This is a genomic window from Demequina litorisediminis (genome assembly GCF_030161615.1).
Classification (GTDB): Bacteria; Actinomycetota; Actinomycetes; order Actinomycetales; family Demequinaceae; genus Demequina; species Demequina litorisediminis.
In genome coordinates, this window is sequence record NZ_BSUN01000003.1 from 31,999 (window position 1) to 55,298 (window position 23,300).

A 23,300-nucleotide genomic window follows, 5' to 3' on the forward strand; every position below is an offset into this window, starting at 1 on the left:
CGTCTGAGGCACGGGGATCCGCGCGGCCGCTCCACCAGCAGGTCCGCGCCATCCACGCGCAGGGGCGCGCAGCGCCGGGGGTGGGCTGGCTTCTTCGCTGAGCGCTTCACAGTGCGCTCCTGATCGACGCCGTGAGTTCCGCGCGTCGCGCCGGAATGATGCCCAAGGGCAGTCCGATCGCGAACGCCGCGTCTTGCGCCCCGTAGGCCGGGCGAAGTCGGATGCGCGCCGCCTTGGAGGCCGAGTCGATGGCAGCCGCAACGTCGGCATCCGCGGCGCCGCCGGTCCCGACAGTCGTTGCAGTCACGAGCATGGCGAAGTTCATCAGAGCCGCACCGGCCGCTTCCTCGGCCGCGGTGGTGGCCGCCTGGAGCATCTCGAGCGAGTCACGCGCCGCGACTTGCTGGCGCTGCGTAGCGCGCTGGTTGGCGGTGCGAATGTCCTGCTCGACCATCCCGGCCGCGCGACCAGGGTCGATCGGTTCAAACATCAAAGTGACGCGCTTGCGCGCGATGCCGCGCTGAGGGGCGAGGAGCCTTCTCTAGGCCTCGAGCCGAGATGAGGCCGTGGGGCGCACCGGTCATGACCCAGGTTCGGCTTGTCGCGTCGTCATGCCTGTAGGAGTCCCAGGAGGCTTCGGCCGCGGTGGGGCCAACGTCTGAAAACTCGAGCGGGACGTGGTCGCCAGCCATGCGCGCCTCGTCAATCAGCGACGCCACAGCGGGGTCATACGCGGTGCGAATCACCTCACACAACCGGGCCGCGTCGAGTGGCGCAGCGACGCCCGCTCCCGTGGAGGCAAGCGTGCCCGTCAGTTCGGGGAGACGAGAGGCCAACTCGCGTCCCACCCGATCTGCCTTCTTCGTACTCGACACAAAGGTGAGTGCGAGGTAGGCGCGGACCACAGACGATCCCGCGGGGTAGTTCTCGACCGTGTCCGCGAGGACCTGGCGGGCGAACTGGGGTGCGTCACCTGAAATGTTCGCCGCTACCTCCCTGCCGAGCCGACCACCCGTGTCGGGCGCGGTTTCCACCGTGACCGAGGCACCCACCAGGCCGGGCTCCCCCGCCAGGTGGGAGAGCCACCATCCCCACGAGCCAACCCATTGGTCGATCTGCTCATCGTCGACGAGAGCGGCACCGTCTGGCTCCGTCTCGATGACGAGCGTGTGAAGCCCGCCCGGCGGCGAGTAGATCAGAGCGAACGGTCGACCGAGCGAGTCCACGTGCTCGCTGAGCCGCAAGGGTGCGGCAACACCGGGCGCCTGTGTGCGCCCCCAGCCAGTCGCGGCCAGCGGGCCGGACCTGTAGACGTTCCTCTTGGTTGCCTTCGTCTTTGCCCACATGATGCGCTCCCACACCCTTTCAATAATCGATACGTGGTCGGCGTTCTTCGTGACGACCAGGCCCGCGGCGATCGCGCTCACACCCATAGCGGCCAGACCCGCTAGTAGTCCCGCGATCGCGACCGTGAGGAACGTCGCGATTAGCGCCGCGAACAGGAGTGCCGTGCTCAACCAACCGAGGCCCAGGAGCCCCTTCGTGCTAGGTCGACGCCAGTTGCCATAGTTGCGTGTGCCAGCACTCACGACTGTGCTCCGTCCGCGGTGTTTTCGGCGACGTCAGAGGCGCCCTTGGCGATCGCCTGGGAAACCTGCATCCCGGCTTGCGCGCCCGCAGCGATCACAAGCGATGCGCCACCTGTGGCGGGTGCCGCGGCCGCTCCCGCGGCGGTGGCTCCGCCGCCTGCCGCCGCGGCGCCACCTGCTCCCGCGGCTCCGGCGCCTGCCGCTCCACCGGCCGCGCCGCTTGCCACTGGTGCAGCGCCCGAGGCCGGGGGCGTGCCTCCGCCGGGAGGTGCGCCGGGCGCAGTCGTGCCAGGTGCACCGGGAGCCCCACCGGCGCCGGTCGAGGAGTGCGTGCCGCCGTCGGCTCCGATTGCGCCTGGCGCCCCAGCGGTACCGGTGCCAGGAGCGCCGGGCGAACCGGGCGAACCGGGGCCTCCTGGTGCACCCTGGGATGCCGCGGGGGTGGGTGACCCGCCACCGGAGTTGCCCGAAGGGCTCTGTTGTGGAGTACGGGAGGCTTGTCCCGCTCCACGCATTCCGTACGCCATTGTTTGGGCGCCGGAGGCGACTGCCATTCCAGCGCCCATCGCCACACCTCCTCCGCCTGCTGAAATCACAGCGCCCACCGCGGGAGTGATGAACCGCATGAGTGCGGGCATCGCGATCAATGCCAGGACCATGAGTACGACCCCTGCTGCGAGGGTCAGTAGCGGGTCGTCTCGGTCAGGAAAGATGCCAGACGCGCCATCGCCTACGAGTTTGAACGCCGTGGCGTAGATGATCGCGGCCACGGGCTTGTAGAGGATCAGCGCGATGACCCACGCCACAGAACGGTTGAACCAGGTCCTCCCCATCCCCGTGTTCGTAAACGATGCGGTGAGGGGCAGCACGCCGGTCAGGACGACGAGCATTGCTCCTCGAGCGACCAGAAGCACGATCTGTAGGAGAGTGGCGCAGACCGCCAGCAGGCCCATGATGATGACCAGGAGCATGCCCAGTCCGCCGCCCATGGTCGCGGGGCCACCGATCACGAGAAGACTGGTGAGGCCTTCGCCGAAGCATGAAGCGTCCGCGGCGTTGCACTCGAGTGAGCGCGAAAGGATCCACACTGAGAACTTGTCGGTGGCTGCGATCAGCAAGCCGATCATCGTGGTGCCCACCGCGGTCACGGTGATGAGGGTGAGGATGGAGCGCAGGAGGTCCTTCGCGGGCTCCATCCTTTGGTCGATGATGATTCGGATGGCCCCCACCATCACTGACAGGAGGACGAGGACTAGCAGCCAGCCCCACAGGCTCGACTGGATGAAAGCCGCTGCGCCCGCGACTCCACGTGGTCCCCTGCCGACGACTGCGCGTGCGATCGGGCCCGCTGCACCCAGAAGGCCCACTGCCACGAGCACGGCACCCATGCGCCCGATCGCCATAGCGCCATCGCCAGCCCGAGAACTCCTCATCATGAGCATTGCGAGGCAGATCAGGGCCAGCACCGCGAGGACGGCACCGCCCCATGCCACCCAGTCCAGGACGGGATAGGTGCTACTCACCCCTGCCGCGTCCATCACGCCAGGGGTCTTCGCCCCGGGACTTGACGACAGCACGGGCACACCGATGTGTACCCACGCTGTGCCGACCGAGCCCACGGCGACACCAAGTGCTTCCTGAGTCATTTCGGCGATCTCGGCGAACACCGAGCCCGTCAGGGCATCGGCGACGGGGCCGGTCAGCCAGCCAAGTCCTGGGATATCCATGACGCCTACTGCGCGTTCGTGGTGGGTGTGAACAGCACGTAGCCGTCGAGGGACGAGATCGCGCCGGAGGTCACCTTGGACGTGTCGGCTTCAATCTTCCAGTCGCCGTCGCTCCACACGAGCGGCAGCATCCCCGCTTGCTGGGTGATGGTGCCCTGGTACGAGCTCTCGATCGCGACGTCAATCCAGGCGCGTTCGCCGTCGTACTGCAGCACCCGCACACCCAATGGGTTCGCGCGAAAGTCTGTGAGGATTTCCTTCCTCTGCACCATGTCGGTCTCAGTGCCCGGAGCGTTCGCGTCGGGACCGGGTCCCGCGGCGTATTCGTTGTAGGCGTAGAAGGCGTCGTCGACCAAAGCCGATCCCTGGATTGAGTACGCCATCGCTGCTAGCACGGCGCCCTCGGGGCTGTGCTGGAAGCAGTAGTAGAAGCCAGACGGGTCCTGAGCGCCCGGCCCGTACTCAGGCGAGCCTCCATAGCGGGAAGGTGCCAACGTGCAACTCGGAGACGTCGAACGGCTCGAGGACTGTTCCCGTCATCTCCACGCCGCCCAGGCCGCACACCGAATCGGACTCGGTTTCTTCCTCGGTGAGCACGGTCGGTGCCGTCGAGGGTGAAGGGGAAGCGCCAGGCGACGACTCCGACGAGGCGACAGCGTTCGGTGTCGCCGGTGCCTGGGTCACGATTCCTTCGCTCTGACCGGAGCAGCCAGCCAGGGCCACCGCGGCCGCGGTAGCCCCAGCCAGCACGAGCGAGCGTGTGCTCATGCGATGAAGCCGACGATGGACGATGCGGCACCGATGATGATGACCGCAATGAGGGTCTTGCCGATGGCGCCCACGCCCTCCTGGGTGGCGCCGGGACGCTGGTTAATCATCAGCATGACCGCCGCCGCGATGAGGGCGAACACGGCCGCGATGAGGCCGCCCCACTTCATCCATGCGAGCAGGGTGTCCACGAATTCGAAGCCCGGGGGCGCGACGCGGCCGGGTCAGGAAGAGCAGGGCTGGTCGTCGACTCGATGAACTTCATGGTGAGTGCGTTCATGGGTTTTCTCCTTGTGTCAGGTGTTCCAGCAGAAGCCGCAGGCTCGCGCGGCTGGTTGCGTCCCGTCACGGCGCCGAGGCGCCATTCGGGCACATAGGGGATGGGCCACACGTCGGGTGCGGCGCCGGTGGCGTGCCGCCTCAGATCGCGCAGGCTCCTTCGGGAGTCGGCCCGGCTGGTCGGCGTTGAGTACCGCGGCCTCGAGGTGGACGAAGGGCAGCTCGCCGGCGGCGTACTGGCGCAGCGCCGCCATGAGACGTGTGAGGCCCTGATAGTTGGTCCGAGCAACGAGGGCCACGCGTGCGATCGACCCATCGGTGGGTCGAGGCCAGCAGTGGTGCGCGTCCTGGCCGCCGAGCGCGGCGAGCGTGCTCTCGCCTGCCCCGCCATGAGCGCCGACCCACCAGACCGCACGTCCCGGGGCGACGTCGCGCACCTCGAGGCGGTCGATCGCCTCAGGTGGCACCACGCCCGCCTGCAGCGACACCTCACGGCGTGCACGGACGGCCACAGGTGGCGTCGTGATGATCGCCGTGGCGCGCTTGGAGATCCACGGATTGTTCGCGGCGTCGCTCATGCGTGGCTCCATGCGCTCGGGTTGAGCAGTTGCAGCCCCTCAGCGGCGCTCGTCGGCGCCTCGACCCGGCACGTCGAGCACGAGGCCGCCGTGATGGCACACGGGGTGTTGCACTGTCGGCACGGCCCCTTGACGGGCATCAAGTCGTCGTCGACGTCGACGTAAGGCTCACCCAGTGTGTGCTCCACGACGATGCCCGCGGGTGTGACGGCGAGGTGCCATTCGCCGTCAGGGTCGGTCACGTTGAGTGCCACCGCTCGACCTAGTTGGATCGCGACCTGGACGGTGCGGGTGAGGACACCTGCACGAGTTCGCTCAAGGTTGTACGCCTTCAGGTTCTCCGCGGCCGTCGACGTCCACACGACCGCCCTGGCGTTGTCGTTCACCTGCGCGGTGACCGTTGGCCACTTGGCAACGAGAATCCTCATGCCGGGTCACCGTCCAAGCGGCCGGCGAGGAACGGCACCGGGTCGATGGCCTTGTCCCCCACCCAGACCTCGAAGTGGAGGTGGCATCCGGTCGAGTTGCCGGTAGACCCGCTGATCGCGATCTGCTGTCCCGCGGCCACTTCATCCCCGACGTCGACGAAGATCCCGGCTCGCGTCATGTGTAAGTACCGAGTGCGAACGCCGTTGCCGTGGTCAATCGACACCATGCCCAGCCTGCCGGACATGCCAGCGAAGGTCACCGTTCCGTCGTGGGCCGCGTAGATCGCTTCACCACAGGAGCCGGCCGAGTAGTCCGTGCCCAGGTGCGCGCGCCAAATGTGCAGGGTTGGGTGGAAACGAGAAGGGCTAAACGACGATGTGACGCGCGCTGTCGGGATGGTCGGGTGCGCCCATCCGCTGAGCGACACCTGCGACGTGGTGCACGTCTCGTCGACCACAGCCGTCGACGACGTCGACGGTGAAGGGGAAGGTTGCGCGACGCACACGTTGGCCGCGTCTGCATCCGAGTTCGCCAATGACTGCGAGGCCGAGCACCAGAAAGATCGGGGCGACGAACACCGCGACAACGCCCGCAGCGGCGAGCCCGCCGCGACCGCCCTCAGCCATGGTGTGCGCTCCGCGCCGCCACGATGTGACGACTATCCCCCGTGTACTTCATTGCCCGTAACTCCTGCTCTCTCGTGATCTGCCCTCGGTGCTCTCATCCGGTGGGGTGGCCCGCTACTGGTTGCAGCGGGCCACCGCCGGTGTGTGAGAGATAGGACTCAGGGCAATGAGTCCCGCATCCCGCGCTGGGGCGGGTGCGTCTGTGGAGGGTCACCACGGCGACGTGGGACCACGGACCGCGGCGCACATGCTGCACGCGACCCAGACTCGAAGTGTGGATTAGGCGTTCCGGCGCACACAGAATGCGCCACTACGGCCCCATTCATATGTGGACGCAAGACAAGTTCCCTCAGCGAAACTAGGCGGGCCCAAGTGCCCGACTACCTGCTGTAATGTTACTAAACGAATGCGTTTATGGACATTTCTCAAATGTCCAATCTTTAGCATCACGCGCATTTCCCGCATCATTCATATTTTCCGTTTCATTCGCGACAGGAGTCACTAGTGATGAAGGACGAGGCCCGCTCGTGAGTGCAGGACTAGATGAGTTGTTCCGTGATCGCGCAGCGCTTCTGCCCCTGGCCGAAGTCGCCGAGATGCTTTGCATCGAGAAGAGCCGCGTGGGCGTGTGGGTTCGTGAGGGGAAGGTGCCAGCCGTGCGGCTTCCCGGTGGCGGCCAGTGGCGCATCATCCGCGATGACCTCAAGGCACAGGCTCGAGGCCAGCGGCGGCCGCAAGCCCGCCTAGATCCGTACACACGAGAGGGGGCAAGCCCATGCGGGCTCGCCCCCTCTCGGCGTTCATCCCTTACCTGCGACGGGAGTTGGAACGCAGCATGGCAGCGCCCCCGACGATGAGGAGACCCGCGGCCGCGGCCGCGAGCAGCCATCCGACTGTGACTCCCGTGCGCGACAGCCACGGCGGTGGCGGCGGCGAGGCCGTCGTCGTTTCTTCCTCGAGGCCGTACTCGTCAGCAAACTCACCGTCGAAGTAGGCGCGCAGGCTCCTCGGGCTGAGAGTTCAACCTGAACGACCACACCCACACGTAGACCCCAGGCTTCTCTGCCACTCCGAGCTCGACGTACAGGCGCTCGCCAGCGCCCTTGGACGCGACCACCTGAGTGGACGCGACCGGCTCAACGCCCTTCGGCACGTCAGCAGTCGGCTTGGCGGGTGCCTCGTCGCCTGCGTAGTACAGGTCAACGTCCCACGTCACCGGGACGGGATCTCCGTCGGCGCCGGTGAGCCACTCGTCGTCCACGAGCGCGTCACCCTCGGCCGCGGACGTGAGGAACGTGTCCGACAGAGTGTCGCCCACGATGACTTCACGGTTCGGAACCCTTGAAACGCCCGCGGGCTGGAACGCCTTGGCCGTCGTCGTTTCGTTGAGCAGGCCGTATTCATCGGCCCAGTCACCCGCGAAGTAGGCGCGCAACTCCTCGGGCTGCGTTTCCACGTGGAAAGCCCAGACCCACACGTAGTAGCCGGCCTTCGTCGCGGTGCCCAGGCTCCACGGTCAGGACCTCACCGGCCCCGCCCTTGCCCGTCACCTGGGTCTGGCCCACCTGCAGCGCACCCTTGGGGGCAGCGCCAGGAAGCACCAGCGGCGGAGTCCACACGGTAGACGTCGCCACCGCTGACGGTGCCGGGGGCTCCGGCGGTGTGGTGCCGTGGAAGTAGAGCGTGACGTCCCACGTCACCGGCAACGGGGTGCCGGTGGTGTCCGTCAGCCACTCGTCGACGACGAGCGGGCCGCCAGGCTGCGTCGCCGTGGTGAACGTGTCAGCCAACACGTCACCGACCGCAACCTCAGGCTCCACGACCTGCGAGACACCCGCGGGCTGGAACGCCTTCGACGTCGTCGTTTCATCGGTGAGGCCATACTGGTCAGCCCAGTCACCCGCGAAGTACGCGCGCAACTCCTCGGGCTGCGTTTCCACATGGAAAGCCCAGACCCACACGTAGTAGCCGGCCTTCGTCGCGGTCCCCGGCTCCACGGTCAGGACCTCACCGGCCCCGCCGGTACCGGTCACCTGAGTCTCCGCGACCAGGTCGCCCATCTCGACGGGCTCCACGCTCGAGTCAGACTCGACCGCGCTGCCAACGTCCTCAGGGGACAGCGACACGCTCGGCGCCGGATTCGGTGACTCCCCCGCCTTCACGGGGTCGACCGGCGGTGTGGTGCCGTGGAAGTAGAGCGTGACGTCCCACGTCACCGGCAACGGGGTGCCGGTGGTGTCCGTCAGCCACTCGTCGACGACGAGCGGGCCGCCAGGCTGCGTCGCCGTGGTGAACGTGTCAGCCAACACGTCACCGACCGCAACCTCAGGCTCCACGACCTGCGAGACACCCGCGGGCTGGAAAGCACGCGAGGTGATCGTTTCATCAGTGAGGCCATACTGGTCAGCCCAGTCACCCGCGAAATAGGGCTGCCAGCGCGCAGGCTGCGAGGAAACGTTGAACTCCCACACCCACACGTAATAGCCAGCCTTCGTTGCCGTGCCCAACTCCACGGTCAGGACCTCACCGGCCCCGCCCGTACCCGTTACCTGGGTCTGGCCCACCACTACAGGTGTGGGCGTTGCAGGCTCGAGGGGGACTGCCGGCACACTCTCCGGCGGCGCCGACCCATCCACGTCGGGAGCCGGTTCACCGGCCGACTCGTCATCGCCGGCGTCGACGTCGATCGTCGGGTCGACCGGCGGTGTGGTGCCGTGGAAGTAGAGCGTGACGTCCCACGTCACCGGCAACGGGGTGCCGGTGGTGTCCGTCAGCCACTCGTCGACGACGAGCGGGCCGCCAGGCTGCGTCGCCGTGGTGAACGTGTCAGCCAACACGTCACCGACCGCAACCTCAGGCTCCACGACCTGCGAGACACCCGCGGGCTGGAAAGCACGCGAGGTGATCGTTTCATCAGTGAGGCCATACTGGTCAGCCCAGTCACCCGCGAAATAGGGCTGCCAGCGCGCAGGCTGCGAGGAAACGTTGAACTCCCACACCCACACGTAATAGCCAGCCTTCGCGGCCGCGCCAAGATCGACCGACAACAGTTCACCAGAGCCACCGCTGCCCGTGACCTTCGCACTGCGCACACGTTCAGCGCTCGACGGCACCGAGTTCTGCCGTGCAGGCGGTTCCATGCCGGCGTAGTACACCGTCACGTCCCACGTCGCCGGCACAGGGGTTCCACCAGGAGTAGTGAGCCACGAGTTCGTCACCAGCGCTCCCCCGGAACGCGTCGACGTCGTGAACGTGTCCACCAGGCGATCGCCGACCGACACGATGGGCTCAAGCACCTTCGACGTGCCGCCGGGCTGGAACGCCCGCGCCCGCGCAGTCTCATCGGCCAGGCCGTAACGATCAGCCCAGTCGCTCCCCTCAGCAAGATAGGGACGGTTCACCGCGGGCTGTGACTCGCGATCAAACGACCACACCCACACGTAGTAGCCGGCCTTCGTCGCGGTCCCGATCTGAGCCGTGAGCCGCTGGCCGCTGCCGTTGGTCCCCGTGACGCGTGCCGTGCCCACCAATTCTGCCCGGGCCGGCGGGCTCGCCGACGTCGAGGACGGCGCCGTGACGCCGTGATAGTAAACGCTCACGTCCCACGTCACAGGCACCGGTGAACCACTACGCCGAAGCCACGAGTTCGTCACCAGCGCTCCCCCGGAACGCGTCGACGTCGTGAACGTGTCCACCAGGCTCGTCACCCACGGCGACCACCGAACGCTGCACGCTCGACGTGCCGCCAGGCTGGAACGCCTGTGCCACCGAAGTCTCGGCCGGGATGCCATAGTCATCCGCCCAGTCCCCAGTGAAGTATTTGCGATACGCGGACGGTTGCTCGCTCGCATCGAAGCGCCACACCCACACGTAGTAGCCGGCCTTCGTCGCGGTCCCGATGGTCGCGGTCAACCGCTCCCCCGACCCTCAGTGCCGGTAATCGTTCGTGTGCCGACCAGGCTCCGCTCCACTCGGGACCGTGCCCCGCTGCGACGGCTCCGAACGGCCGTGGAAGTACAGACTCGCCTCCCACCGCGCCGGAACGTACGGGAAGCCAGCCTCTTCAAGAATCGGCCACGTCTGAGAACCCGACGCCTGAGTGGTGAACGTGTCCGTCAACGTGTCGCCAACGTCAACCCGAGCCGCCTGCACACGCGAAACGCCCTCAGGCTGGAAAGGAACAAACACGGCCGTCGCCGGGTCTGAGTAGGTGAGGTCAGTGTTGGCGCCCGAGATCACAACATCCTGAGGGCTGGCCGTACCGACCGGCGCCGAACTTGCCGGTGCTGCGTCGTGATAGCGAATCGTGAACGAGACATCACCGGTGCCCGTCGCGGTCCACGCGTGCACGCCTGACCGAGCGGAGGTCGTTGTAGTTCCATACGCGAACCGGCCTCCCGACTCATCAAAGGTTGCCGGTCCTTCGATGCGGACTGTGTACGAGATCCCCGATAGGTGGTCCCCCCACGCGTCCTTCACCCCTACGCCTGAGAGGGTTCCTCGCATCGGGCTCGAGTTCGTCACGGGGTTGGCCTTGAGTGCCGATGTCGTGTTGTTCCACTGAGAAAGCCCCCTGAACTTGCTCACAAGGTTCTTGGAGGCCTGAGGGAAATCGGAATGGTTCCACACGCGTGAGGCCAACGACGCGTTATCCCCGCTCCCGGAGAACTCATCTGCCCACAACAGGTACTGCACAGCGGCCGCACCCGTGGGAGTGTCCCAACCGTTATTGCCAAGCCACAGCAGGTAGCGCAGCCGCGCCGAGCCTGTTCGACGACCACGAGTACGAAGCGCCTGTCTCGAGATCAGCGCCAGCCTCGATACACCACACCTTGCCCGTAGTTCCCGACGGACGATTGCCCACCACATTCGGATTCAGGCCGCCCAACCACTTCTGACGCCACGCTGCGCTATCGCCGTAGGACCAGAACTCAGACAACACAACGCCGGCACCAGAGCCGCGTTGCTGTCCCGAGCCGTTCGTCCACCCGTTGGTTGTTTCGTATGCCTGAGCGGGCTGCGGTGTGGCCGTTACTGCGGCGGCTCCCACCAGCAAGGCAACCAGGAGTGCCGCCCAAGGCTCTGTGCACTGATCTCACGTTGACCTCCGTGCGATAGAGACTGAAAAAAGTTTGATGTAGTTTCTCACTACATCAGAGCGAGTAACCGTGTTAGAGTCTATTCGTGATTCTGAATGAACCGCTACCCTGGACACATGCCTGGGGCGATGGAAGGACTACCGAAAGTGCCGCCGTGGACCCCTGCAGGCTGGACACCTGTCGACAAGAGCCGGCCTTGATGTGTTGCGCGCCGTTGCCCTGCGTGGCCCACAAGGCGCGACCGTCAACGAGGTCATGGAAGACATCAACGCGAGCCGGAGCCGTGCCTACTCGGCGCTTGAAGGGCTCACCACGGATGGGCTGGTCAAATCGGATCCACCACAGGGTCAGCGTCGACCTCGAGTTCCGATTCGGTACGTCGCCAGCCACGACGCCATCGAAAGCGCTGTGCGTGATCTCGGCCGCTGGGCTCACGGCGTCGTCGAGGATGCCGACGGCGGCGAGCATGGTGGCCAGTCCGACGCGTGTGGCGCCGTCGAGGCGTCTCAAGCGCTTAACTCTTAGTCACATCAACCGATCTGTCCCCTCCTGCGGCGTCCAAAGGAAGGGAGCATCGCCGTGACCTCAAACAACTCTGAAACAAGCCCGGCTCCTAAGCCCAGGCTCACCCGCCGAAGGGTTGCCTTGGTCGCCGCCGCGGCCACGGGCGTCCTGGCATTTGCGGGTGGTGGGGTCGCGTGGGGCGCGCACCGGGCTGCCGAGGCTGACGCGGCGGCCGCGCTCGACGCGTGTACTGCGGCGGCGAGTGACCTTGCGACGCTCGCTGGCCGCGCCGCCGAGGCGGCGAAGGCCGGCGCCGACACCACGGTGGACGCCGCGGAACTCGAGAGCACGCTCGCGATTGCGCGTGGCTTGCTCGAGGAAGCCTGCGACGGCGGTGGCTCTGCCTCCGCCCGTACAACCGCGCTCGAAGGCGCGGCGCAGGCGAGGCTCGACGCTGCGAGCACGCTTGAGGGCGCGACCGACGAGTTCGAGACCGCGACTGCCGCGTGGGTGCACGACGACGCGCGCACCACGTGGGAAGACGTCGTCTCCCAGTGGGATGAGGCAAGCGAGAAGGCTCGCACGCTGGTCAAGGACGTAGGCGAGGACGTCAAGAAGCCTGCGACTGTCACTGCTGTCACCAAGCATCTCAGCGCAGGCGACACGATCGCCGATGCGCTCTCTGATGATGCGGATGCTACGGAGATCTCCGCGCATACCAAGGACCTCGAAGCCGCGATCGACGAGCCTCGCACCGCTGACCGCGGCGCTGTCGAAGTCTCACCAGGCCTGGAAAGACGAAAAGGCCAAGGCTGAGGCCGAGGAGGCCGGCTCGTCTACCGACGACGGCAAGGCCGCCGCGGCCTCGCCAGGCGGTTCCTCAAGTTCGTCTGGATCGTCTAAGTCCTCGAGTTCCGCGCCTGGATCATCTTCTGGCTCGTCGAGCAGGCTCCAAGGGCTCATCTTCCTCTGGCTCGTCGAGCTCGTCTGGCTCGTCGACGCCAGAGAAGACCACGGAGCCCAAGCCCAAGCCCGCGGAGACCACTCCCCCGCGCCCAAAGACCCCGTGATGTCCTGGTCCAAGTGCGACGGAGAGTCCATGTGGCAGCCTTGCCGATGGCAGCCCCACGGGAAGTGGAAAGGGTTGCGCCATTGCCTCGGACGTGCGTGCGCGCATCAAGGACAACCCTGGCAGCGGGGCGTGCTCGTTCCTCAAGTCGATCACTGCCGACAACAGGGACACGCTCATCAGCCAGGCGAACTACTACCAGAAGCCTTGGGAACACCAAGACGGTGGTGACGCAGGCGAACGAGACTCAGGTCAAGGTCGAGTATTACGGCTGCCAGGCGTCCTAGTGGCAAATGACAACTTCTCGCGTCGCGCCTACGGCGTGGGAGAGTTTGCCGCCCCTAGGGTGCCCCTATGGATAGCCCTACCTGCACCGTGCGTGCGTGGTGGCGACCCTATGAGCCCAGTGACCTCCAACTCAAGGTGAGGTCGACCGGCGGGTAACAGCCCCCGGGAAAGCGAAAAGCCCGCTCCCGATGTTTGGCGACTGGAGGAGCGAGCCTTTTCTAACGGTTAGTTAGGAGTAGTCCCATAGTAGGCCCCCACACGGGGTTTAGTCGAACACACCCAAAAACAGGTGATCTACCTGCATCTTCACGCACTTTGTGGCGTGTCCTCGACGACCCTCTGCCCTCCTTGGCGACCGCTCAAGCGGACCCGCTAGCGGCCCTCGCCGCGCTCCCGGTGCGCTCTCACGCGGCCGCGATCCAATACGCGATCGCCCGCTCCCTCGGACAGCCGGCACCCGCGGCCGCGACCACGGCCCCACAAGCCGCTCCCAGCCTTCCTGCGTGGCATCTGTGCAACGACGCACAGCAAGCCCGCTGGCGCGTCCTCAAACGCCGCGCAGCACGCTCCTATCACCGCTCCCGCCCCATCCGGGGCCTCAAAGCCTCCGACCGTGGCCACGAGGCCGCCGTGAGCCGCGCAGTGACGCTCGAGGACGACCTCACCAGGCCCGCGACCCGCGCCGGGTGGATCGAGGCGCTCGAAGAGTCAGCCTTCATCGACAGCCTCGATGCCTCTCAGACGTCCAGGAAGGGCCGCTCCAAGCGCGACATGGTCCTCGAGCCGGCCAGAGCCCTCGCAGCGTCAGAACGTGACCGTACGGGCACCACAAGCCCCGGCCACGCCTATCTCGCACGCCGCCTCGGCGTCAGCGGAAGGACCGTCACACGCTACCTACGCGCCCTTGAGGCGGCCGGTTTCGTCATGGCCCTGTCTGCGGGCCGTTCAGCAGGCTACGGAGGCTCTGACGAGGGCGCTTTGCGCGTCGTCTACCTCCTGGTGGTGCCCCGCGACCCCTCGAAGGCTGCGCACGCGGCCGTGCACCGCTCGCCGCACTTTCACACAGTTCATGCGGTCGGTTGTGGAGAAGGTTGTCACCCCCTCCTGGCCACCAGGAGTAGGTAAAACCCACGCACGCGCGCACGAGGTTTCAAGCATGATGGAGCCGCTTCGCGGCCCAGAATCTATTCCGAGCGGCCTATTCGGCCGCTGGTCACGTGCCAATCACCCTAGATACACGCGCACAGTTCGGCTTGGGCCCAGGAGATTGTCCCGGACAAGCCGTGACAAGGTCGCGCTCGAGGTCACCCAACTGCGACCTGAGTTGATGCGCGTCAAAGGGCTGACGTTCAAAGCGCTGCGGGCCGCGATTCGTGAGTTCGTCGACGCCGGCTACGACGCCACCGACATCGTTCACATGCTCGACTGGACTCCCAGGAACGAAGCCCGCCCACACTCAGGGCTCTACGGCATCGTGCACGGCACCGCATGGATCGCTCGAGTATTCGACCCCTGGCGCGATAGCCACGGCACTCCCCTGGCGTCACCTGGCGCTCGTCGACGCGCAGCCGAACACCGTCGGCGCAACGCGGCCGCCGAGCGCGCCGCACAGCGCGAGCACGAACGGATCCAGGCTCCTCCACGAACGGGCAACAGCCCCCGCGGGCTACGGCCGCGACTACTACCTCAAGCCTGCGCGCGGCTGGCGCGTTCAAAGGAGCCCGGTCGTGAGTGCCCAAGCGTTAGGACATACGTCCCTACGGGCTCGCCGTATGTCTGATTTGCCCTGGAATCGCCTGCGAGTCATGTCACACCGGTTAACACCCGTAACACCCCGATCCCTACCGTGAAAGTGCACAATCTTTCGCCACGGCACGGATGCCAACGGCACTTCATGGAACGGATTCCACCACAATGAACACCTTCACCGTCCCCACCGAGGGAACCTTCCCAATCATGGGCTGGGTCGCCACCGCGCCCGTCCTCGACGACGACACCGTGACCTTCGACCTCGTCGTGACACCCCGCATCAAGAACGCTAGCGACGACGGATGGACGCCTGCACCAGCCGAGTGGTTCACCGTCAACGCCTACGACAGCCTCGCGTTCCACCTTGCACAGTCCGTGCGCGTTGGAGAGCCCCTGTTGGTCTTTGGCTCAGTGGGCAGCCCCTCCCCCGCCTCCGGGACACAGCGCACGCGGCACCAGGCTCCACGCCACCGCCGCGGGACACAACCTCGCCATCGGGCCAGCCATGTTCGGCGCCGGCCGAGACGAACTCGTGGATCATGACACCTATGACGTCACGCCCGTGTGAACGCGTGACGCCACAGGTGCATCCACATAGGCAGACCGACGTGACGCCACACGTTCGGCTCTACGTTTCCCCATCTATGACGTATGGCTAGCGTTATGGCATGGCGTAACGTGTGAACTATGGTACGGTAGTAAACGTTAGACAGGGCGTGGCGCAACGCACGCTCTCACATACGGCTACTAGTGTGGTTTCACACAGGAGGAATGGTTATGGCTATTGCACGCAGTGTGGTTGTTGCTCAGGGCAAGGGTGGCGTCGGTAAGACGTCCGTTGCCTGCAACGTGGCGGGCCTCGCCGCGGCGTCCGGGCTGAGGGTTCTGCTCGTGGACCTGGATCCCCAGGGCAACGTGGCTCGCGACCTCGGCATGGAGCGGGGGAGTGGCAACGACCTCCTGATGGCACTCATGGCCGGGGCCACGCCACCGATCGTTAAGGACGTGCGTGGAGGGCTTGACGTGGTCCCCGGCGGGCCAGACATCGCCGACCTCACCGCCATGGCAATGTCCCGCGCGATGCGCGGCGAGCCGGGTCTGTCCAAGAACCTCAACCAGTCGCTCGCGTCCATCGCGGGTAACTACGACCTCATCCTGATCGACACCCCGCCGGGGGAGAAGATGCTCGTCGAGGCCGCGTTCGGCTGTGCCGCCGCGGTGGTCATCCCGACCAGGTCGGACGACGCCAGCATTGACGGCCTCGAGCGAGTCGCTGAGCGGTTCATTGCCGCACGCGACACCAACCCCGACCTTGAGGCTCGCCGGAGTGCTGCTGTTCGGCATGGGATCACGCTCCCGCCGCCTCGAGCGATCAGTGCGTGACACCATCGCCCAGGTCGTTGGTGCCGCCGCTCCCATCTTCGACACGCCTATCCGGCACCTCGAATCCGCGGCCGTCGACGCCCGCCGTCACGGCCGTCTCGTCCACGAACTCGAGGACGCCGTCTCGGAGGACCGCAGCGCACGCCTCGCAGCGCTGCGCGCAGGCGAGAAGCCCGGCGAAGGACTGTTCGTCAGCAACGCCACCAGCCTCGCCAACGACTACCAAGACTTCACCCGCGAACTGCTCAAGCGCATCGCTGAGGCTCGAAAGCAAGGAGATCCCCGCATGAGCCCCGAACGCCAAGCCCCCCAGCGTGCCAGCCTCGAAGGCGCATTCTCAGGCAAGGACCGCGGCCAGGCTCTCTCGGGTCTCCTGACGCCCAAGGCCCCTCAGCCGGCGGATGCAGCCACACCCGCACCGTCGGAACCGGTGCCCGTGAAGCCGAGCGCCGAGCCCAAGCAGGCTAAGCCCGCTACAACACCCAAGAAGGCGGCCACACCCGTCTCCCAGAGCGTCGACAACGAGACGATCGTGAACGTCGGTATCTACCTCGAGCCCGACCTCCTCGAGCGGCTGACCGCGATCCGCAAGGAACGCGACACGACCTACGCCGACCTCCTGGTGGAAGCATTCGACGCCGTCGACGTCGAGAGCCTCACCGAGCACTTCGCAGGTACGACCGCGCCGAGCCTCGTCCCTGGACAGATGCCCCGGGCTGTCAAGGTCAAGCGATCCGGCTCCGGCATCCAGCGTCAGTTCCGCCTCACCGTTGCGCAGCGCGACTACCTCGACGCGATCGCCGACAAGGTCGGCGCCCCGTCGAGGTCAGCCCTCGCCGCTACGGTGCTCGCAAAGCACGTCGACCGCACCTAGGAGCCACACGTATGGTCAACACCGATAGCGGCCCCACGGAGTCCGCCAATCCCGTGGAAGCGGCGATCACCGCGCTCACGGCCGCGGCCCGTCAGACCCGTGTCAGGGGCGCAGGCACCGAGCACGAGAAGGTCGAGCCCGTCGACTTCGCCGAGATCGCGTGCCACGTCTTGACGACGGTGGCCGCGAACATCGGGGGAGTGGAGGACCTGCTTGCAGGACGCTCCGGCTCGTGGGAAGCCGACTACGTGCGCAACATCGTGAACTCCACCGCGGGCGCCGAGCCCGGCACCCTCCTGCCGTACCGCACCGAGCCAGTCCAGATCGCATTCGACGAGGAAGAGGAGTTTGAGATCTTCGGGCTTACTGACCTCTACTCCGAGCAGGTCGACGAGCCTCGAGGCCGTGACGTTTGACGAGAACGCCACCGAGGAGCAGACCAACGCGGCCTACCGGGCGCTGACCCGCATGGCCGAGCCTGTGGGAAGCGGACCTTCTCGCCTACCGCGACAACTACCTCGAGGCAGCGCGTAGTTTCGTGGCCGCCCGCGGTGCCACGTGCGACGTCGTGCTCGTCGGACGGGACCGGTGGAATGAACTCGGCGATGAGGTCAAGTCTCACGCCCACGACCACGCCCGCCTGCCCATGACCGGCGCCGCCCCAGACTTCTCAAATGGCACGCCCGCGGACGCGCTACGCCGCTCTGGCAACACCTACGCCGATCGTGCAAGATGATCGCAAGCCCTGAGGCTCCCCCAGGAGCCGGCGCGTCGGGTTAGCCCCCTTTCCTGACGCCGCGGGTTCGACTCCCGCACAGGGCACCGTGCCGGCATGGTGGTTTGGTCGCCACCACACCGGTCACTCACCTGAGGCCGCCGACACCAATTCCTTTCTGGCTCCGGCGGCCTCAGGCCTTTCTCCGCGCCGTCCGCCACGAACGACTCGAGATCGCACGCCTCCGGCTCGCATGCTCGGCCCGCAACCGTGCCACATACTGCGCGTGCAGATCAGGCACCACGAGCATCGGCAAAGCCCGGTTCACAACCTCGTGCCACAACCCCACCTTCTCGATCGTCGCGACAGAGGGACAATCCTCGCGCCCCGCAGCCCACTCCCGATACTGCGAGCCCGACGTCGACCCCGTCTCAGCGATGAACTCCGCCACCACATCGGCGCACAACTCCAGCGTCCACTTGTCATAGTACGTAGAGGCTGCACAGTGCCCACTCCCGCGGACTCGAGCGCGGCATTCCATGAGCCGAAACGTCGAATGATCGTCTGGCTCGACGGGGCAGAGGCACCCGGCCGCGTCGCGAGATTTCGATAGCGGGCCTCACGCACATCACCATCAAGAACCACCGCCGCCTTACGCAGCGCTTCACGCAGGCGCGCGTCAGTCCACGCCCGTGTCTTGCGCCGCTCAGGCGCGGGTGTGTGCGCGCTGTGACGAGCAAACGCCACCAAATCCGGACCCAACACCCTCGCCAGCGTCTCGACGTCGGTCCTCGCATGCCGGGCGAGAGCCTTCATGGTGATCCCCGGCTGCGCTTCCAGCACGCGACAAGCGCGCGCCAGCGCATCAAGAGATCTCGAGCGAGCATCCCGATCGGTGTACTGGAACGTCAGCATGGCCCTCATGGTGGCGGGACGACACGACGATGTCGACGGGCCACGCCTGCCCCCAACCAAGTACCGTCCGGCAACGCTGCCACCGCGGAGTGTGTGGCATCTATTGACAGCACGAATGTGCGGGCTTAGGTTGCAAATGCGTGCAAAGGGGCATCGCGCATGTGTTGGGGATCTAGTCCAATCTGGGGGGACATGATGACACAAACGGCCAAGCCGGCGAACTCGGCCAAATTGAGAGTGGCCGCCATTTCGGTCATGGCGGGAATTCTCGTCGGCATGACAGGCACTGCGGCAACCGCGGCCGTGGTGTACGGGGCCTGGGAAACGGTGTGGAACGTCGGCGCATACGACTACAAGGCCCGACCTTCCGCTAACAGCAATGGCACGAAGCCATCAGGCGGACTCACCGTGTCGTCGTCGCCTACGGCTCCCGCGGGGTGGCAGGGGGCGTCGGCTCGCCTCTGGCGCGGCAACGCCCTTTGTGGCTCGGCGAGCCGGGTCCTTACAACACAGAGCGTCACAATCATTTCGCGAACCGTGGCGAAGGATTGTGGGTCGGGAGAGTACCGCGGGTCCGGCTTTGGGTACGCGTACTACAGCGGTGACTATCGTTCACACCAATCGGCCCGAAGCCCGATTGTGATTTGGTGAAGGTGATGAAAATGCGACACATCTCGCTCTCTCCTCAAATGATTCTCATCGCCGGGGTCGGCCTCGTCGGTGGAGTGGGAATCGGCGTTGCACTTGGCGTCTCAGGTCTAGGTACCTCTGCGCCGCCTGGCGCGGCTCCTGTCGCTGAAACTCACCAGCCCACTGTCAGCAACGACGACACCCGGCTCGGAGAAGTCATCCTCGACGAGAAGGAGCCCGAGTTCATTCAGGCCTGGGGTGAAGACGGAACCCTCGGGTTCGTCAAATCAGCAGACCTCGAGCCTGTAAAGGTGTCCAGCCCTGAGGATGCTGCGCGTGCCAACGACGTGGCGGACAAAGTGTTCTCGATCCCGCTGTATGACGAGGACGGGAAGACTGTCATCGGCGAGTTCCTTGTGAACGACGGCGCGTCGACTATCGAGAAGTAGCGACCCCGGCGTTCCCCCCGCCCTCCGGCAGAGAGGTTGTGCCCGGTCGACGTGGCACCGCCGCGCAGCCGCCTTGCGAGCCGGTGTGTGTCGGCGGGGTACAACCGTCACCCAGAGTCCCGCTGTCCACTTGTGGGCGGGTGGAGCCCCTTGCGTAGGCTCAGGCCGTCCACAAGAGGGCAGGGGGCACACGCCCCAACCCACCCCCGCGCCGCCGGCGCTAGCCGGCGAGCGCGCTACCAAAAGGAGCGACCGCAAGCGGTCGCGCAGTCACCCTCCCGCCGACCGGACGCCCTGCGGGCGTCCAACGGCATCCCCGGGTCTTCTGGCCATCATCACGGTCAGTGCCTGCCAATACGTTCTGTCTTTGAAGTTCACCAGGATGGAGTGCCGTGGCTAGAGCCCGACCTGGTGGGCGTGCCCCTTCGGGTCGGGCTCTAGTCGCTTTGCGACCCAAGCCCCGCTGTTTCCATCCGTGCGCGCGCGGCGCTTCGGATGGGCGGGTCTTGGCCCTTCGGGTCACGATCCCTCACGCATACCCCAGCCTGCGGCTGGTGGCCCACCAGACAAGGTGGGGGAGCGCTGCGCGCTCGTGGACGCGTCCGCTGCGCGGCCGCGACAGTGTGGGGTGTTCAAGCATCGGCTGAGGGACCATTCTTGCCCTCTGCGCGCTGCGCACAACCGTCGCTGCGCTGCCGGCCTGACCGGTCCGGCGAGATTCCCTTTCCCTCGCTGCGCTCGGCCGTGAATCTTCCTCCCGGTGGGCCCCTTCGGGGTTGCTGCTTTCGCGCTCCGAGGGCATCTGGTCCCCTATCAGCCGATGCGGTGACCAACCGTCACGCACACCGCGCGCGGGCCGCACCGGGTGAGAAAGGAACCACCCATGCACGCCATGACGCTTGCCACCGTCGCGCTCAACGAGGTTCACCCGAACCCCGCAAACCCGCGCTACGACCTCGGCAACCGCGACACCCTCACCGCATCCATCAAGGACCGCGGAATCATCCAGCCCCTCGTCGTCACCCCCGACCCCGAAGGCGGCTACACCATCATCGCCGGACACCGCCGCCACGCCTCCGCCACCGACGCCGGGCTTACCGAAATCCTCGTCAACATCGTGCCCGACGCGGACGCCGCCACCATCGCGGCCGCAATGGTCCACGAGAACACCCAGCGTGCAGGCTTCACCGATGCCGAACTCGCACGCGGCATCCAGGGCATGCTCGACACCGGCGCAACCGCCGCCGCGATCGCCAAGGGACTCGGCGCCAAGCGCGACACCATCAAGAACCTCGCCGCCGCCCACGCCGCACCCGAGGACACCCGCGCCTACCTCCATGCCGGAGAAATCTCGCTCGATCAGGCCCTCGCCCTTGCCGACCTCGAATCCAAGGACGCCGACCTGTACGCCACCACCCTCGCCGCGGTCGAGGACGGCCAGAACCCCGACTGGGTGCTCAGGAAGGCCCGCGAGGCAATCGCGAAGGCCGAAGCCGTCGCCCAGGCCGAGAAGATCGCCGCCGACACCGGCGTGACCATCATCACCGAACGGCCCTCCGGCTGGGACGGTAAGTCCAAGCACCTCAAGTCCGACGAGGAAATCGCCCAGCACCACGGCCAGCCCTGCTACGGCATCTACCCCACCGTCACCAACGACGGCGAGGCCGTCGTCCAGCACTGGTGCACCAAGACTCGCGCCCACGACCCCAAGGCCGAGACCGTCGAGGTGTCTGAGGACGACAAGGCCGAGCGACGCCGCGTGATCGCCAACAACAAGGCATGGGACACCGCCAACGGTGTCCGTCGCGCCTGGCTCACCGAGTCGCTTCACCCCCGCACCACCATCCCCAAGAAGCACATCCCCACGCTCCTGGCCCTCAACATCGCCACCCCCTACAGCGAAGAGCACGTGCGCGAAGCCGTCCGCATCGTCGCCGCCGTCAAGAACGGCGCATGGCCCGGCGCAGAAGCCCACGCCAAGGCCACCGTCAACGACGGAGCGACCCTGCGGACCCACCTCCTGGCCACCATCGCCCGCCACGAGGACCGCGTGTCCAAGACCGTGTGGCGCGAGAACCGCACCGGCTTCGCCGCACACCTCACGCTCCTGGCAGACCTCGGCTACACCCTCACCCCGCCCGAAGCCCACTACGTCACCACCCACAACAACGGCGACCACACCGCCACCCAGACCTACACCACCGACTAGCCACCACGGTCGCGGGCCGGAACACCCGGCCCGCGACCCCGGCAAACGACTCGGGCCGCGTGGGTACCTTGCGCGCATGACCCACCACAGCGCGCAGCGACCAGACCGGCATCGAGCCGGCCCCGGCCAACGCGCCTCGCGGCGCGACCGTCGACGACGTCGACTTCGACTGCCACCTCTAACCGCGAAAGCCGCACGCCTTTCTGTGCGCGACGCCTGTTGGTGAACGCATCTAACCTCTAGGTTCAACTCATGGCTATTCACCAGTCACCCGACGTGGACCGCATCATCTCCGACGTCCGCCGCACCGCTGCCGGCCTGCCCTTCGACGAGCGCGCACGCCTCATCCGAGGCGTCACGCACGCCGTCCGCGAAGCCATCAAGACCGACGTGTCTACAGGCGGCGCCCCAAAGGGGCGCGCATGGGAACTTGACCAACTCGCCCCCATTAATGACGCGGCCGAGAACCATTACTTCACGGCCCTCGACGAACGGCGATAGCGACCATGACCGGCTCCTCCTCCCTCGTCTGGGACCCGCTGCTCGCCGAGACTCAGGCTCGCGACCGAACTCACCATCACCGGGCTGCGCCACCTCGCGCAAGCACCCACGAAGGCGGACATTTGGATAGGGAGCGTTTCGGACGTCAAAGCCCCCTCAACCTTGGCCTCCACACCTTTACATCAGGCTTCGAGCGACTAGGGAAAGTCGCGATCCTCCTTGACGGGCGACTTCGCGACGGCGAGTTTCGGCCCGTTAGGGGCTACAACCACGGCGTCGCGCAGGCTGCGCAGCCGTCCGCGACCTCGCCGCTGGCAACGGCGACCAGTGGCCGTCCATTGACCCCGGCACCTTTCACGGCGACGCCGTCGAGTTCCTGACCGCATATGCGGGTGGGGGAGGGCGCTACGCCTATATGGACACGCTCGCCAGCGGTGAAGTCAAACCCGACCCCCACACCCAATGGACTGCGCTTTGCGACCGCGCGCCAGCCTTGAGCAGACCTGACGAGTTCATGATCTGGATCTACGACCAGGTGCCGAACGTGATCTACACGAGCGAGGACGACGAGATTCAGTCGATACTTTCAGGCTGGCTCGACGGTGTTCGAGGCTCGTATCTGAAAGGTTCGACGGCGACCACTCTCGCGCTCTACGACCTGGTGTACCCCATCACACGCCACATTTCAGCCCTGTCGCGGCGAGCCTTTTACGAACACGACACGCCAGGCATTCCCTACCTCGCCGAAGTGATCGACCACGTTTTCCTTCCCTCGCATGAGGACTTCCTCGGCATGACCCTGATGAATTTTGGCGACCCAGAAGTCGTGAAGGAGATCGTTCTCGACCGGCACGAAGAGCCCAACTTCGACGACCTGGACGACGACGAAGAAGGAGACAGCGAGGACCTGGTGGGCGTG

At 66.3% G+C, this 23,300-nt stretch carries 32 protein-coding genes; 16 read left to right on the plus strand and 16 right to left on the minus strand.

Annotation, left to right across the window (positions count from 1 at the left end):
* Nucleotides 1-106 precede the first annotated feature (106 nt).
* The 10 genes from QQK48_RS18280 to QQK48_RS18325 form a co-directional block, all read right to left on the minus strand.
* Entirely contained in the window at nt 107-490 is a 384-nt protein-coding gene (locus tag QQK48_RS18280; RefSeq protein ID WP_284329590.1) for an SCO6880 family protein, read from the minus strand.
* Nucleotides 483-1,517: an SCO6880 family protein gene (locus QQK48_RS18285; protein WP_284329591.1), complete on the minus strand. Its 1,035-nt coding sequence runs from the start codon at nt 1,515-1,517 to the stop codon at nt 483-485. The genes QQK48_RS18280 and QQK48_RS18285 overlap by 8 nt, the downstream gene beginning before the upstream one ends.
* A 68-nt stretch (nt 1,518-1,585) precedes the next feature.
* Nucleotides 1,586-3,316, minus strand: coding sequence for a TrbL/VirB6 family protein (locus tag QQK48_RS18290; protein ID WP_284329530.1), 1,731 nt, complete (start codon nt 3,314-3,316; stop codon nt 1,586-1,588).
* A gap of 5 nt (nt 3,317-3,321) precedes the next feature.
* Entirely contained in the window at nt 3,322-3,810 is a 489-nt protein-coding gene (locus QQK48_RS18295; protein WP_488798436.1) for a DUF8175 domain-containg protein, read from the minus strand.
* A complete protein-coding gene (locus tag QQK48_RS18300; protein WP_284329564.1) occupies nt 3,779-4,084 on the minus strand; it encodes a hypothetical protein in 306 nt (101 codons plus the stop codon). Before QQK48_RS18300 ends, QQK48_RS18295 begins: the two co-directional genes overlap by 32 nt.
* Nucleotides 4,081-4,275, minus strand: coding sequence for a hypothetical protein (locus QQK48_RS18305; protein ID WP_284329527.1), 195 nt, complete (start codon nt 4,273-4,275; stop codon nt 4,081-4,083). The genes QQK48_RS18300 and QQK48_RS18305 overlap by 4 nt, the downstream gene beginning before the upstream one ends.
* A 105-nt stretch (nt 4,276-4,380) precedes the next feature.
* Nucleotides 4,381-4,941: a hypothetical protein gene (locus QQK48_RS18310; protein WP_284329592.1), complete on the minus strand. Its 561-nt coding sequence runs from the start codon at nt 4,939-4,941 to the stop codon at nt 4,381-4,383.
* Entirely contained in the window at nt 4,938-5,369 is a 432-nt protein-coding gene (locus QQK48_RS18315) for a hypothetical protein (RefSeq protein ID WP_284329525.1), read from the minus strand. The genes QQK48_RS18310 and QQK48_RS18315 overlap by 4 nt, the downstream gene beginning before the upstream one ends.
* Complete coding sequence (locus tag QQK48_RS18320; protein WP_348523827.1) at nt 5,366-5,827, minus strand: M23 family metallopeptidase; 462 nt, start codon at nt 5,825-5,827, stop codon at nt 5,366-5,368. Before QQK48_RS18320 ends, QQK48_RS18315 begins: the two co-directional genes overlap by 4 nt.
* Complete coding sequence (locus tag QQK48_RS18325; protein WP_284329594.1) at nt 5,736-5,996, minus strand: hypothetical protein; 261 nt, start codon at nt 5,994-5,996, stop codon at nt 5,736-5,738. Before QQK48_RS18325 ends, QQK48_RS18320 begins: the two co-directional genes overlap by 92 nt.
* Nucleotides 5,997-6,388: 392 nt before the next feature.
* Here QQK48_RS18325 and QQK48_RS22430 point away from each other — a divergent pair, with 392 nt between their 5' ends.
* The gene (locus tag QQK48_RS22430) at nt 6,389-6,853 is read left to right on the plus strand and encodes a helix-turn-helix domain-containing protein (RefSeq protein WP_431308449.1); all 465 of its coding nucleotides are present in this window, start codon (nt 6,389-6,391) and stop codon (nt 6,851-6,853) included.
* Nucleotides 6,854-6,975: 122 nt separating this feature from the next.
* Here the strand turns inward: QQK48_RS22430 and QQK48_RS18330 are convergent, their stop codons facing one another.
* Genes QQK48_RS18330 through QQK48_RS18345 form a run of 4 tightly spaced genes read right to left on the minus strand, consistent with a single transcriptional unit; the run spans nt 6,976 to nt 10,865 of the window.
* Entirely contained in the window at nt 6,976-7,452 is a 477-nt protein-coding gene (locus QQK48_RS18330; RefSeq protein WP_284329595.1) for a hypothetical protein, read from the minus strand.
* The gene (locus QQK48_RS18335; RefSeq protein WP_284329596.1) at nt 7,409-9,595 is read right to left on the minus strand and encodes a hypothetical protein; all 2,187 of its coding nucleotides are present in this window, start codon (nt 9,593-9,595) and stop codon (nt 7,409-7,411) included. Before QQK48_RS18335 ends, QQK48_RS18330 begins: the two co-directional genes overlap by 44 nt.
* Before the next feature lie 28 nt (nt 9,596-9,623).
* Entirely contained in the window at nt 9,624-9,908 is a 285-nt protein-coding gene (locus QQK48_RS18340; protein WP_284329597.1) for a hypothetical protein, read from the minus strand.
* Nucleotides 9,909-9,923: 15 nt separating this feature from the next.
* The gene (locus tag QQK48_RS18345) at nt 9,924-10,865 is read right to left on the minus strand and encodes a hypothetical protein (RefSeq protein WP_284329557.1); all 942 of its coding nucleotides are present in this window, start codon (nt 10,863-10,865) and stop codon (nt 9,924-9,926) included.
* A gap of 431 nt (nt 10,866-11,296) precedes the next feature.
* Between QQK48_RS18345 and QQK48_RS18350 the strand changes: the two genes are divergently transcribed.
* Both QQK48_RS18350 and QQK48_RS18355 read left to right on the plus strand, forming a co-directional pair.
* Nucleotides 11,297-11,620: a helix-turn-helix domain-containing protein gene (locus tag QQK48_RS18350; RefSeq protein ID WP_284329556.1), complete on the plus strand. Its 324-nt coding sequence runs from the start codon at nt 11,297-11,299 to the stop codon at nt 11,618-11,620.
* Between the two features lie 54 nt (nt 11,621-11,674).
* A complete protein-coding gene (locus tag QQK48_RS18355) occupies nt 11,675-12,415 on the plus strand; it encodes a hypothetical protein (RefSeq protein ID WP_284329520.1) in 741 nt (246 codons plus the stop codon).
* 109 nt (nt 12,416-12,524) lie between these two features.
* On the opposite strand, the gene QQK48_RS18360 is transcribed toward QQK48_RS18355, so the two are convergent.
* Nucleotides 12,525-12,776, minus strand: coding sequence for a hypothetical protein (locus QQK48_RS18360; RefSeq protein WP_284329598.1), 252 nt, complete (start codon nt 12,774-12,776; stop codon nt 12,525-12,527).
* Between QQK48_RS18360 and QQK48_RS18365 the strand changes: the two genes are divergently transcribed.
* The 8 genes from QQK48_RS18365 to QQK48_RS18400 all read left to right on the plus strand — a co-directional run bounded on the left by QQK48_RS18365 (nt 12,763) and on the right by QQK48_RS18400 (nt 17,496).
* Entirely contained in the window at nt 12,763-13,095 is a 333-nt protein-coding gene (locus tag QQK48_RS18365; RefSeq protein ID WP_284329599.1) for a hypothetical protein, read from the plus strand. The genes QQK48_RS18360 and QQK48_RS18365 overlap by 14 nt on opposite strands.
* Nucleotides 13,096-13,304: 209 nt before the next feature.
* A complete protein-coding gene (locus QQK48_RS18370) occupies nt 13,305-14,081 on the plus strand; it encodes an HTH domain-containing protein (RefSeq protein WP_284329600.1) in 777 nt (258 codons plus the stop codon).
* 202 nt (nt 14,082-14,283) lie between these two features.
* Nucleotides 14,284-14,736 (plus strand): hypothetical protein, encoded by a 453-nt coding sequence (locus tag QQK48_RS18375; RefSeq protein ID WP_284329601.1) that lies wholly within the window; start codon nt 14,284-14,286, stop codon nt 14,734-14,736.
* A 134-nt stretch (nt 14,737-14,870) separates the two neighbouring features.
* On the plus strand, nt 14,871-15,248 hold the full coding sequence (locus QQK48_RS18380) for a single-stranded DNA-binding protein (protein WP_284329602.1): 378 nt from the start codon (nt 14,871-14,873) through the stop codon (nt 15,246-15,248).
* Nucleotides 15,249-15,482: 234 nt separating this feature from the next.
* The gene (locus QQK48_RS18385) at nt 15,483-16,088 is read left to right on the plus strand and encodes a ParA family protein (protein ID WP_284329574.1); all 606 of its coding nucleotides are present in this window, start codon (nt 15,483-15,485) and stop codon (nt 16,086-16,088) included.
* Nucleotides 16,048-16,962, plus strand: a complete 915-nt coding sequence (locus QQK48_RS18390; protein WP_284329603.1) for a hypothetical protein — start codon at nt 16,048-16,050, stop codon at nt 16,960-16,962. The genes QQK48_RS18385 and QQK48_RS18390 overlap by 41 nt, the downstream gene beginning before the upstream one ends.
* Nucleotides 16,963-16,973: 11 nt before the next feature.
* Complete coding sequence (locus tag QQK48_RS18395) at nt 16,974-17,378, plus strand: hypothetical protein (RefSeq protein ID WP_284329513.1); 405 nt, start codon at nt 16,974-16,976, stop codon at nt 17,376-17,378.
* Nucleotides 17,368-17,496: a hypothetical protein gene (locus QQK48_RS18400; RefSeq protein WP_284329512.1), complete on the plus strand. Its 129-nt coding sequence runs from the start codon at nt 17,368-17,370 to the stop codon at nt 17,494-17,496. The genes QQK48_RS18395 and QQK48_RS18400 overlap by 11 nt, the downstream gene beginning before the upstream one ends.
* A 505-nt stretch (nt 17,497-18,001) precedes the next feature.
* On the opposite strand, the gene QQK48_RS22435 is transcribed toward QQK48_RS18400, so the two are convergent.
* Entirely contained in the window at nt 18,002-18,601 is a 600-nt protein-coding gene (locus tag QQK48_RS22435; RefSeq protein WP_431308451.1) for a homing endonuclease associated repeat-containing protein, read from the minus strand.
* Nucleotides 18,602-19,254: 653 nt separating this feature from the next.
* Between QQK48_RS22435 and QQK48_RS18405 the strand changes: the two genes are divergently transcribed.
* The 5 genes from QQK48_RS18405 to QQK48_RS18425 all read left to right on the plus strand — a co-directional run.
* Complete coding sequence (locus QQK48_RS18405; protein ID WP_284329509.1) at nt 19,255-19,671, plus strand: hypothetical protein; 417 nt, start codon at nt 19,255-19,257, stop codon at nt 19,669-19,671.
* 883 nt (nt 19,672-20,554) lie between these two features.
* Nucleotides 20,555-21,880, plus strand: coding sequence for a ParB/RepB/Spo0J family partition protein (locus QQK48_RS18410; protein ID WP_284329508.1), 1,326 nt, complete (start codon nt 20,555-20,557; stop codon nt 21,878-21,880).
* A gap of 252 nt (nt 21,881-22,132) precedes the next feature.
* Entirely contained in the window at nt 22,133-22,381 is a 249-nt protein-coding gene (locus tag QQK48_RS18415; RefSeq protein WP_284329507.1) for a hypothetical protein, read from the plus strand.
* 5 nt (nt 22,382-22,386) lie between these two features.
* Nucleotides 22,387-22,761 (plus strand): hypothetical protein, encoded by a 375-nt coding sequence (locus QQK48_RS18420; RefSeq protein ID WP_284329604.1) that lies wholly within the window; start codon nt 22,387-22,389, stop codon nt 22,759-22,761.
* Between the two features lie 113 nt (nt 22,762-22,874).
* Nucleotides 22,875-23,300: hypothetical protein (locus QQK48_RS18425; RefSeq protein WP_284329605.1), on the plus strand; the 426-nt coding region annotated here is incomplete at its 3' end.